This is a genomic window from Escherichia sp. KCJ4928 (assembly GCF_004352695.1).
Classification (GTDB): domain Bacteria; phylum Pseudomonadota; class Gammaproteobacteria; order Enterobacterales; family Enterobacteriaceae; genus ECMA0423.
Map to the genome: position 1 here is coordinate 1 of NZ_SJWV01000143.1, position 10,720 is coordinate 10,720.

Genomic DNA, 10,720 nt, shown 5'->3' on the forward strand with positions numbered 1-10,720 from the left:
ATTTATAAGACTATTCACGCGCATTATGAATATTATGAATGTGTTCTTACAAAATAATCATAAGCGCATATTTTTTAATGAAAAATCACCTCACCTACAATTAAAAACACGACATCCGCACCATAAATAGACTTGCAAAAAATATAACATCATTGTTTTCAATCTGCCGTTTATGGGATTGACCGTTTTCTTTTGACACGGAGTTCAACAATGTTCGGCATAATTATATCTGTCATCGTATTAATTACGATGGGCTATTTGATCCTGAAAAACTACAAACCTCAGGTGCTGCTGGCTGCCGCAGGTATCTTCCTGATGATGTGCGGTGTCTGGTTAGGGTTCGGTGGTGTACTCGATCCCGCCAAAAGCAGCGGCTACTTGATCGTCGATATTTATAATGAAATCCTGCGCATGCTGTCCAACCGCATTGCCGGATTGGGGCTGTCGATTATGGCGGTGGGCGGTTATGCCCGCTACATGGAGCGCACAGGAGCCAGTCGCGCGATGGTGAGCTTGCTAAGCCGCCCGTTAAAACTCATTCGCTCGCCGTATATTATTCTGTCGGCAACTTACGTCATCGGCCAAATCATGGCGCAGTTTATTACCAGCGCCTCCGGCCTGGGTATGTTGCTGATGGTCACCTTATTTCCGACGCTGGTGAGTCTGGGAGTAAGTCGCCTCTCTGCGGTGGCGGTTATCGCAACCACGATGTCCATTGAGTGGGGGATTCTGGAAACGAACTCCATTTTTGCAGCCCAGGTCGCGGGAATGAAAATTGCCACTTACTTCTTCCACTACCAGCTTCCGGTCGCCTCTTGCGTCATTATCTCGGTGGCGATCTCCCACTTTTTCGTGCAACGCGCTTTTGACAAAAAAGATAAAAATATCAATCACGAACAGGCAGAGCTAAAAGCTCTCGATAATGTCCCGCCGCTCTATTACGCCATTTTACCTGTGATGCCGTTAATCTTGATGCTCGGCTCGCTGTTCCTCGCCCACATCGGGCTGATGCAGTCAGAACTGCATCTGGTGGTGGTGATGTTACTGAGTTTGACGGTGACGATGTTTGTTGAGTTCTTCCGCAAGCATAACTTGCGCGAAACAATGGACGATGTGCAGGCGTTTTTTGACGGCATGGGTACGCAGTTTGCCAACGTGGTAACGCTGGTGGTCGCGGGTGAAATATTTGCGAAAGGCTTAACGACGATTGGCACTGTTGATGCGGTTATCAGGGGTGCGGAGCATTCTGGTCTGGGCGGTATTGGCGTGATGATTATTATGGCGCTAGTCATTGCCATTTGTGCCATTGTGATGGGCTCTGGCAATGCGCCGTTTATGTCATTTGCCAGTCTTATTCCGAATATCGCAGCCGGATTACATGTACCAGCGGTTGTAATGATTATGCCGATGCATTTTGCCACGACGCTAGCGCGCGCGGTTTCGCCGATTACTGCGGTGGTGGTCGTTACGTCAGGAATTGCAGGCGTTTCGCCTTTTGCGGTGGTGAAGCGAACAGCGATCCCCATGGCAGTCGGTTTCGTGGTGAATATGATTGCCACAATCACGCTATTTTATTAAGCCATTAAAAGACAAAACAGGCCACCAGGGCCTGTTTTTGTATTACTTCACAACGCGTAATGCCGGTCGACCACCGCGTGGTGGCTGCGGAGGTTCATCGTCAGGATGAGTGTCATCATCGTGATCTGGCTTGTCGCCATCAATAACCGACATAACGGTTTCGTTGTCTGCCGATGCCTCTTCATCATTCATGATGCTGGTATCTTCATCGTAGGCAGCTTCAGGCTCAAACATCGTGCCTGCGCCATTTTCACGGGCGTAGATAGCCAGCACGGCAGCCAGCGGCACAGAAACCTGACGCGGAATGCCGCCAAAGCGCGCGTTAAAGCGTACCTCATCATTCGCCAGTTCCAGATTGCCGACAGCACGCGGCGAAATGTTGAGTACGATTTGCCCGTCACGCGCATATTCCATAGGAACCTGCACGCCAGGGAGCGTCACATCCACCACCAGGTGCGGCGTGAGCTGGTTATCCAGCAACCACTCATAGAATGCACGCAGCAGATAGGGACGACGTGGTGTTAGCTGTGACAAATCCATACAGATTAACTCCGGCCCAGACGCATTTCACGTTCTGCTTCAGTTAAAGAAGCAAGGAAAGAGTCACGCTCAAAGACGCGGGTCATATAGCCTTTCAGCTCTTTCGCACCCGGGCCGCTGAACTCGATGCCCAGTTGCGGCAGACGCCACAGCAGCGGAGCAAGATAGCAATCGACCAGGCTGAACTCATCGCTCAGGAAGTACGGCTTCTGACCGAAGACCGGCGCAATCGCCAGCAGTTCTTCGCGCAGTTGCTTACGTGCGGCATCTGCTTCAGAAGCTGAACCGTTGATGATGGTGTTCATCAGCGTGTACCAGTCTTTTTCGATGCGATGCATGTACAGACGGCTTTCACCGCGAGCTACCGGGTAAACAGGCATCAGTGGCGGATGCGGGAAACGCTCATCCAGATATTCCATAATGATGCGAGATTCCCACAGGGTCAGCTCACGATCCACCAGGGTCGGAACGCTCTGATTCGGGTTGAGGTCAATCAGATCCTGAGGCGGATTGTCCTTTTCCACGTGTTCGATCTCGAAACTTACACCTTTCTCAGCCAGCACAATGCGGACCTGATGGCTATAGATGTCAGTAGGACCGGAAAACAGCGTCATTACCGAACGTTTGTTGGCAGCGACAGCCATGAAAACCTCCAGGTATAGTCAGAATTTTTACTGCTACCAGCCACCAGGTGGCCAGTCAGAAGTTGTGTTACCCAGTAAGGAACGACTCTCTTTGTTCGAAAATCAAACAAAAAATGAGCAATACCCGACATTTGGGCAGAAAATTGGATGATAGTTTACCAGATTTTGCGACCTTTGTGGTGAGTCGATGCCGGAAATGGGGAAAAAGAGATGCGCTTTAGTCTGAAATAGTTGACTTAGTCCCTTATTGGCGATGTGGTTTTTGTTTTGCCTGTCTGTCAGACGGTAGCAAAAAGCAACTTTCCAATTTTTACGCTGATTCAGAATTTAACCATAAAAAAACCCGCCGAAGCGGGTTTTTTCGCAAATTGTTTTCTGCCGGAGCAGAAGCCAATTAACGTTTGGAGAACTGCGGACGACGACGTGCTTTACGCAGACCGACTTTCTTACGTTCAACCTGACGAGCGTCACGAGTAACGAAGCCAGCTTTACGCAGTTCAGAACGCAGGGACTCGTCGTATTCCATCAGAGCGCGGGTGATACCGTGACGGATCGCACCAGCCTGACCAGAGATACCACCACCTTTAACGGTGATGTACAGGTCCAGTTTCTCAACCATGTCGACCAGTTCCAGCGGCTGACGAACTACCATGCGAGCAGTTTCACGACCGAAGTACTGTTCCAGAGAACGTTGGTTGATTACGATTTTACCGTTGCCCGGTTTGATGAAAACGCGAGCTGCGGAACTTTTGCGGCGACCAGTGCCGTAGTATTGATTTTCAGCCATTGCCTATAATCCCGATTAGATGTCAAGAACTTGCGGTTGCTGTGCCGCGTGGTTGTGCTCGTTACCCGCGTAAACTTTCAGTTTACGGAACATAGCACGACCCAGCGGGCCTTTTGGCAACATGCCTTTAACCGCGATTTCAATCACACGCTCAGGACGGCGAGCAATCATCTCTTCAAAGGTCGCTTGTTTGATACCACCGATGTGGCCGGTGTGGTGATAGTACACTTTGTCAGTACGCTTGTTGCCGGTTACAGCAACTTTGTCAGCGTTCAGAACGATGATGTAATCACCGGTATCTACGTGCGGAGTGTATTCCGCTTTGTGCTTACCGCGCAGGCGACGAGCCAGTTCAGTAGCCAGACGGCCCAGAGTTTTACCGGTCGCGTCAACAACATACCAGTCGCGTTTTACGGTTTCTGGTTTAGCTGTAAAAGTTTTCATTAAAAGCTTACCCAATAAATAGTTACACGTTGGTGAACACCCAAACGTCTTCAATTGTTGAGGTTCACACGACAAAGTCCGGCAAACCTACCCCTTCGAATAGCCTATGCCAGCACACAAAAAGTTTTGGGAAAAAAACTTTCTTGTAACGTGGGGTCGCAGGATTATAGAGAAGTCGGGGTCAAAGATCGACCCCTTTTTGTGATTTGTGACAGGTTTTAACCCGCCAAATGCTCGCGCTTCAGATACTCTTCGCTTTGCATCTCTTGCAGACGTGACAGGCAACGCTGGAACTCAAACTTCAGCCGATCGCCCTGATAAATTTCATACAGCGGCACTTCTGCACTCACCACTAATTTGACATGGCGCTCGTAAAACTCATCCACCAGCGCAATAAAGCGCCGCGCTTCGCTCTCCATCAACCGCGTCATAACTGGTACATCAAACAACATGACCGTATGAAAGAGACGTGAGAGCGCAATATAGTCATGCTGACTGCGGGCGTCGACGCACAGCGTAGTAAAAGAGACCGCCAGCGTCTGGTTCTCGACGCCCATTGTCGCCAATGGCCGATGGTTGATTTCTAACGTCGGTGAATTTTCTCGTTTCGCCCCCGCCAGCGCCAACCATAGTTTATCCATCTGCGCCCGGGTTTCATCGTTGAGTGGCGAAAGCCACAGATGCGCCTGAGTGAGTGTACGCAGTCGATAATCAACACCAGCGTCCACGTTCATTACATCACAATGCTGTTTAATGGCATCGATTGCAGGCAGAAAACGCGCACGTTGCAGGCCATTTCGATAAAGTTCGTCCGGCGGAATATTTGACGTCGCTACCAGGGTAATACCGCGGGTGAACAGGGCTTTCATCAGACCGCCAAGTAGCATGGCGTCGGTAATATCAGAAACAAAAAATTCGTCAAAACAGAGCACGTCAGTTTCGGCTTTAAAGCGATCGGCAATAATTTCCAGCGGATCGGTCTGCCCCTGTAAGGCAGTTAGCTCTTCATGCACCCGCAGCATAAAACGGTGAAAGTGCAGGCGCTGTTTCCGCTCTCCCGGCAGGCTTTGATAGAAAAGGTCCATCAGCCAGGTTTTCCCGCGTCCTACACCGCCCCACATATATAAGCCACGCACTGGCGTATGCTTTGTGTCTTCGCGTTTACCCCACAGCTTACCGACCCGCGCCATTAGCCCACTCGTCCTGGGGGCTGGTGGCCTGCTATTGATGAGTTCCTGATAAATAATTTCCAGGCGGCTGACGGCCTCTTTTTGGACGTCGTCGGGTTGATGGCTGCCTTCATTAAGCGCCTTCAGGTATTGCGATGTTGGGGTAACGCTTTGCATGATCTTATTGTTATTCCTTGAATAATCGGTGCGCCGTTGTTCACGGTTGACGAAAAAAAGGCCGTTCTACACTACGCGATATGCAGTCGGGATTCCACTTCTGTGGAATTAACGGTTATAGTGGCATAATCAGCCGCAGGCATGGAGCCTGAAGCCAACACCCTACGGAAACAAAAGACAACGGGAGATGTTCATGACCTGGGAATATGCGCTAATTGGGTTAGTCGTCGGCATCATTATTGGTGCTGTGGCCATGCGTTTTGGTAATCGTAAACTACGCCAGCAACAGGCGTTGCAGTACGAACTGGAAAAGAATAAAGCTGAACTGGACGAGTATCGCGAAGAGCTGGTTAGCCACTTTGCCCGCAGCGCGGAATTACTGGATACCATGGCGCACGACTATCGCCAGCTGTATCAGCACATGGCGAAAAGCTCCAGCAGCCTGCTGCCGGAACTGTCTGCTGAAGCAAACCCGTTCCGTAATCGTCTGGCAGAATCTGAAGCCAGCAACGATCAGGCACCGGTGCAGATGCCTCGCGACTATTCTGAAGGCGCATCCGGCCTGCTGCGTACTGGCGCGAAGCGCGACTAATTTATTTTTCGGGCGCAGCAATTGCGCCCTCCTCTTCTCTCCCTCCCCGACTATCATTTAATCTGGTGTCTCATTGTTAGCCGTCTGAAAATTCAATAACATCAAACTGTTTTGAATCTCTTTTCTTATCATTCAGGTACGAGAGCAGGAATAATGAAAAAACAAACCCAGCTGTTGAGTGCATTAGCGTTAAGTGTCGGGTTAACTCTCTCGGCGTCATTTCAGGCCGTCGCGTCGATTCCAGGCCAGGTTGCCGATCAGGCCCCTCTCCCCAGTCTGGCTCCAATGCTGGAAAAAGTGCTTCCGGCAGTGGTGAGCGTACGGGTGGAAGGAACGGCCAGTCAGGGACAGAAAATCCCGGAAGAATTCAAAAAGTTTTTTGGTGATGATTTACCGGATCAACCTGCACAACCCTTCGAAGGTTTAGGTTCCGGTGTCATCATCAACGCCAGTAAAGGCTATGTGCTGACCAACAACCATGTGATTAATCAGGCACAGAAAATCAGTATTCAGCTCAATGATGGGCGCGAGTTTGATGCAAAACTGATTGGTAGCGATGACCAGAGCGATATCGCCCTGTTACAAATTCAAAACCCGAGCAAATTAACGCAAATCGCTATTGCCGACTCCGATAAATTGCGCGTCGGTGATTTTGCCGTAGCGGTCGGTAACCCATTTGGCCTTGGGCAAACCGCCACCTCTGGCATTGTTTCCGCATTAGGCCGCAGCGGGTTGAATCTTGAAGGTCTGGAAAACTTTATCCAGACAGATGCTTCCATTAACCGCGGTAACTCCGGCGGTGCACTATTAAACCTTAACGGTGAGTTAATTGGCATCAACACTGCAATCCTTGCGCCTGGCGGCGGGAGCGTCGGGATTGGATTTGCCATCCCCAGTAATATGGCGCGAACACTGGCGCAGCAGCTTATCGACTTTGGTGAAATCAAACGCGGTTTGTTAGGCATCAAAGGCACCGAGATGAGTGCCGATATCGCCAAAGCCTTCAACCTTGACGTGCAGCGTGGCGCGTTTGTCAGCGAAGTGTTGCCAGGTTCTGGCTCGGCAAAAGCGGGCGTCAAAGCGGGCGATATTATTACCAGCCTCAACGGCAAACCGCTGAATAGCTTTGCTGAGTTGCGCTCTCGTATCGCGACCACCGAGCCGGGCACGAAAGTGAAGCTTGGCCTGCTGCGTAACGGCAAACCACTGGAAGTAGAAGTGACGCTCGATACCAGCACCTCTTCGTCGGCCAGCGCTGAAATGATCACGCCAGCGCTGGAAGGTGCAACGTTGAGCGATGGTCAGCTAAAAGATGGCGGCAAAGGTATTAAAATCGATGAAGTTGTCAAAGGAAGCCCAGCTGCTCAGGCTGGCTTGCAAAAAGACGATGTGATCATTGGCGTCAACCGCGATCGGGTGAACTCGATTGCTGAAATGCGTAAAGTGCTGGCGGCAAAACCGGCCATCATCGCCCTGCAAATTGTACGCGGCAATGAAAGCATCTATCTGCTGATGCGTTAATGTCGTAAACCGGGCATCAGGCTTACGTGTGATGTCCGGTTAACTCGTGGTATGCTGCTGCCGTTCCCTTTTTTAATGACGCCTCCATCATGTTTGTGAAGCTCTTACGTTCCGTTGCGATTGGATTAATTGTCGGCGCTATTCTGCTGGTTGCCATGCCTTCGCTGCGCAGCCTTAACCCGCTTTCCACTCCGCAATTTGACAGTACCGATGAGACGCCTGCCAGCTATAATCTGGCGGTTCGCCGCGCCGCGCCAGCGGTGGTTAACGTTTACAACCGTGGTTTGAACACCAACTCTCACAACCAGCTTGAGATCCGCACCCTGGGATCCGGTGTAATCATGGATCAACGCGGTTATATCATCACCAATAAACACGTCATCAACGACGCCGATCAGATCATCGTCGCCTTACAGGATGGACGTGTATTTGAAGCATTGCTGGTGGGATCTGACTCTCTAACCGATCTGGCGGTACTTAAAATTAATGCCACTGGCGGTTTACCTACCATTCCGATCAATGCACGTCGCGTACCGCACATTGGCGACGTGGTACTGGCGATCGGTAACCCGTACAACCTCGGGCAGACCATTACCCAGGGGATTATTAGTGCTACGGGTCGAATCGGTCTGAACCCGACCGGGCGGCAAAACTTCCTGCAAACCGATGCTTCCATTAACCACGGTAACTCTGGCGGCGCGCTGGTGAACTCGCTGGGAGAACTGATGGGCATTAACACGCTGTCGTTTGATAAGAGTAACGATGGCGAAACGCCGGAAGGTATCGGCTTTGCGATTCCTTTCCAGTTAGCAACCAAAATTATGGATAAGCTGATCCGCGATGGTCGCGTGATCCGCGGCTACATTGGTATCGGCGGACGCGAGATCGCACCACTGCACGCGCAGGGCGGTGGTATAGATCAACTGCAAGGGATCGTGGTTAATGAAGTGTCACCTGACGGCCCGGCGGCGAATGCGGGTATTCAGGTCAACGATCTGATTATTTCGGTGGATAACAAACCGGCCATCTCTGCTCTGGAGACGATGGATCAGGTGGCAGAAATTCGCCCTGGTTCGGTGATCCCGGTTGTAGTGATGCGTGATGATAAGCAGTTAACGCTGCAGGTCACCATTCAGGAATATCCGGCAACCAATTAAGTCGAGTGCTCAAAACAAAAAACCGGAGTCTGTGCTCCGGTTTTTTATTATTCGCTAATTAATTACTTATTAACGAACTCTTCGCCCAGGGCGATATCTTTCTTCAGCGTATCCAGCATACCTTCCAGTGCGCTCTGTTCAAATGCGCTCAGGGTACCGATAGATTTACGCTCTTCCACGCCGTTTTTACCCAGCAGCAGCGGTTGAGAGAAGAAACGGGCGTACTGACCGTCGCCTTCAACGTAGGCACATTCGACAACGCCTTGTTCGCCCTGCAGTGCACGAACCAGAGACAGACCAAAACGTGCAGCTGCCTGGCCCATAGACAGGGTTGCAGACCCACCACCGGCTTTCGCTTCAACCACTTCAGTACCTGCGTTCTGGATACGTTTGGTCAGATCAGCCACTTCCTGCTCGGTAAAACTAACGCCAGGAACCTGTGACAGCAGCGGCAGAATGGTAACACCAGAGTGACCGCCAATAACCGGCACTTCAACTTCGCCTGGCTGTTTGCCTTTCAGTTCCGCAACAAAAGTGTTGGAACGAATGATATCCAGCGTGGTAACGCCGAACAGTTTGTTTTTGTCATAAACACCGGCTTTTTTCAGCACTTCAGCAGCAATCGCAACTGTGGTGTTAACCGGGTTAGTGATAATACCAATGCACGCTTTCGGGCAGGTTTTCGCAACTTGCTGTACCAGGTTTTTCACGATGCCGGCGTTAACGTTAAACAGGTCGGAACGATCCATACCCGGTTTACGCGCTACACCTGCAGAGATAAGAACGACATCTGCGCCTTCCAGCGCCGGAGTCGCATCTTCACCAGAAAAACCTTTGATTTTCACAGCAGTAGGGATATGGCTCAGATCGACAGCCACACCGGGAGTCACTGGAGCGATATCATACAGAGAGAGTTCTGAACCTGAAGGCAGTTGGGTTTTTAACAGTAGTGCAAGCGCCTGGCCAATACCGCCAGCAGCGCCGAGGACTGCGACTTTCATCCTAAACTCCTTATTATATTGATAAACTAAGATATGTTGCTCCGCTGCCGCGACCTTAATCCACAAAATTGCCGTTTACAATGACCACATCTCAAGAATGTGTAGTCACGCAAGTTTAGCGTTTATGCATTTAATTGCCGTAATCAGGAACCTAACTTACGTAATTAACAGTCGCTTATGCATTAGCGCAACATTCCAACAGGTGGTGACAATATACCCTACCGTTCAGCCAAAACAACATCAATTTGATAACAATTAATTTACTTTTAAGCAGAATTTGCATGCCGTGACGCAGGCATGTTTCTCAATAACGAAATTTGATAAAATCCCGCTCTTTCATAACATTATTTCAGCCTTCTTCAGGGCTGACTGTTTGCATAAAAATTCATCTGTATGCACAATAATGTTGTATCAACCACCATATCGGGTGACTTATGCGAAGCTCGGCTAAGCAAGAAGAACTAGTTAAAGCATTTAAAGCATTACTTAAAGAAGAGAAATTTAGCTCCCAGGGCGAAATCGTCGCCGCGTTGCAGGAGCAAGGCTTTGACAATATTAATCAGTCTAAAGTCTCGCGGATGTTGACCAAGTTTGGTGCTGTACGTACACGCAATGCCAAAATGGAAATGGTTTACTGCCTGCCAGCTGAACTGGGTGTACCAACCACCTCCAGTCCATTGAAAAATCTGGTGCTGGATATCGACTACAACGATGCAGTTGTCGTGATTCATACCAGCCCTGGCGCGGCGCAGTTAATTGCTCGCCTGCTGGACTCACTGGGCAAAGCAGAAGGTATTCTGGGCACCATCGCTGGCGATGACACCATCTTTACCACCCCTGCTAACGGTTTCACCGTCAAAGACCTGTACGAAGCGATTTTAGAGCTGTTCGACCAGGAGCTTTAATCTCTGCCCCGTCGCTTCTGGCGGCGGGGAAAATGTTGCTTATCCCTCTCAACCCCCTGCTTTCCCCTGCGATTAATTTAACGAATAGTGCGTTTTACTGCGACATGTCATTCACACAATGAATACATAAGGTAAAAAAAGCACATTATGCAAAATTCATTATCTAATTGAAAACACTAGAATTAACGATAAATAACCGTATTTT

General features: G+C 50.0%; 11 protein-coding genes. 5 read left to right on the plus strand and 6 right to left on the minus strand.

Going from position 1 to position 10,720, the window contains the following annotated elements; genetic code table 11:
* Positions 1-210: 210 nt before the first annotated feature.
* A complete protein-coding gene (dcuC, locus tag E0D98_RS17515; RefSeq protein WP_000466976.1) occupies positions 211-1,578 on the plus strand; it encodes an anaerobic C4-dicarboxylate transporter DcuC in 1,368 nt (455 codons plus the stop codon).
* A gap of 42 nt (positions 1,579-1,620) precedes the next feature.
* On the opposite strand, the gene sspB is transcribed toward dcuC, so the two are convergent.
* The 5 genes from sspB to zapE form a co-directional block, all read right to left on the minus strand.
* Positions 1,621-2,118 carry a ClpXP protease specificity-enhancing factor gene (gene sspB / locus E0D98_RS17520; RefSeq protein WP_131890791.1) on the minus strand — a complete coding sequence of 166 codons (498 nt, stop codon included), beginning with the start codon at positions 2,116-2,118 and terminating at the stop codon, positions 1,621-1,623.
* 5 nt (positions 2,119-2,123) lie between these two features.
* Positions 2,124-2,762, minus strand: coding sequence for a stringent starvation protein SspA (gene sspA / locus E0D98_RS17525; protein WP_000257293.1), 639 nt, complete (start codon positions 2,760-2,762; stop codon positions 2,124-2,126).
* 394 nt (positions 2,763-3,156) lie between these two features.
* Entirely contained in the window at positions 3,157-3,549 is a 393-nt protein-coding gene (gene rpsI, locus E0D98_RS17535) for a 30S ribosomal protein S9 (protein WP_000829818.1), read from the minus strand.
* Between the two features lie 15 nt (positions 3,550-3,564).
* Entirely contained in the window at positions 3,565-3,993 is a 429-nt protein-coding gene (gene rplM / locus E0D98_RS17540; RefSeq protein WP_000847559.1) for a 50S ribosomal protein L13, read from the minus strand.
* Between the two features lie 218 nt (positions 3,994-4,211).
* The gene (zapE, locus tag E0D98_RS17545) at positions 4,212-5,339 is read right to left on the minus strand and encodes a cell division protein ZapE (RefSeq protein ID WP_001192313.1); all 1,128 of its coding nucleotides are present in this window, start codon (positions 5,337-5,339) and stop codon (positions 4,212-4,214) included.
* A gap of 193 nt (positions 5,340-5,532) precedes the next feature.
* On the opposite strand from zapE, the gene zapG reads away from it, so the two are divergent.
* The 3 genes from zapG (at position 5,533) to degS (ending at position 8,609) form a co-directional block, all read left to right on the plus strand.
* Positions 5,533-5,931 (plus strand): Z-ring associated protein ZapG, encoded by a 399-nt coding sequence (zapG, locus tag E0D98_RS17550; RefSeq protein ID WP_001295270.1) that lies wholly within the window; start codon positions 5,533-5,535, stop codon positions 5,929-5,931.
* Between the two features lie 153 nt (positions 5,932-6,084).
* Complete coding sequence (gene degQ, locus E0D98_RS17555; RefSeq protein WP_001295271.1) at positions 6,085-7,452, plus strand: serine endoprotease DegQ; 1,368 nt, start codon at positions 6,085-6,087, stop codon at positions 7,450-7,452.
* An 89-nt stretch (positions 7,453-7,541) separates the two neighbouring features.
* Positions 7,542-8,609, plus strand: a complete 1,068-nt coding sequence (gene degS, locus E0D98_RS17560; RefSeq protein WP_000497723.1) for an outer membrane-stress sensor serine endopeptidase DegS — start codon at positions 7,542-7,544, stop codon at positions 8,607-8,609.
* Positions 8,610-8,671: 62 nt separating this feature from the next.
* On the opposite strand, the gene mdh is transcribed toward degS, so the two are convergent.
* Positions 8,672-9,610, minus strand: coding sequence for a malate dehydrogenase (gene mdh / locus E0D98_RS17565; protein ID WP_001307415.1), 939 nt, complete (start codon positions 9,608-9,610; stop codon positions 8,672-8,674).
* A gap of 434 nt (positions 9,611-10,044) precedes the next feature.
* On the opposite strand from mdh, the gene argR reads away from it, so the two are divergent.
* Positions 10,045-10,515, plus strand: coding sequence for a transcriptional regulator ArgR (gene argR, locus E0D98_RS17570; protein WP_001257846.1), 471 nt, complete (start codon positions 10,045-10,047; stop codon positions 10,513-10,515).
* The last annotated feature ends 205 nt before the right edge of the window (positions 10,516-10,720 follow it).

Excerpts from the sequence above, each read along its gene's own strand:
- dcuC (WP_000466976.1), top strand. The coding sequence starts at position 211 with ATGTTCGGCATAATTATATCTGTCATCGTATTAATTACGATGGGCTAT.
- sspB (WP_131890791.1), bottom strand. The coding sequence starts at position 2,118 with ATGGATTTGTCACAGCTAACACCACGTCGTCCCTATCTGCTGCGTGCA.
- sspA (WP_000257293.1), bottom strand. The coding sequence starts at position 2,762 with ATGGCTGTCGCTGCCAACAAACGTTCGGTAATGACGCTGTTTTCCGGT.
- rpsI (WP_000829818.1), bottom strand. The coding sequence starts at position 3,549 with ATGGCTGAAAATCAATACTACGGCACTGGTCGCCGCAAAAGTTCCGCA.
- rplM (WP_000847559.1), bottom strand. The coding sequence starts at position 3,993 with ATGAAAACTTTTACAGCTAAACCAGAAACCGTAAAACGCGACTGGTAT.
- zapE (WP_001192313.1), bottom strand. The coding sequence starts at position 5,339 with ATGCAAAGCGTTACCCCAACATCGCAATACCTGAAGGCGCTTAATGAA.
- zapG (WP_001295270.1), top strand. The coding sequence starts at position 5,533 with ATGACCTGGGAATATGCGCTAATTGGGTTAGTCGTCGGCATCATTATT.
- degQ (WP_001295271.1), top strand. The coding sequence starts at position 6,085 with ATGAAAAAACAAACCCAGCTGTTGAGTGCATTAGCGTTAAGTGTCGGG.
- degS (WP_000497723.1), top strand. The coding sequence starts at position 7,542 with ATGTTTGTGAAGCTCTTACGTTCCGTTGCGATTGGATTAATTGTCGGC.
- mdh (WP_001307415.1), bottom strand. The coding sequence starts at position 9,610 with ATGAAAGTCGCAGTCCTCGGCGCTGCTGGCGGTATTGGCCAGGCGCTT.
- argR (WP_001257846.1), top strand. The coding sequence starts at position 10,045 with ATGCGAAGCTCGGCTAAGCAAGAAGAACTAGTTAAAGCATTTAAAGCA.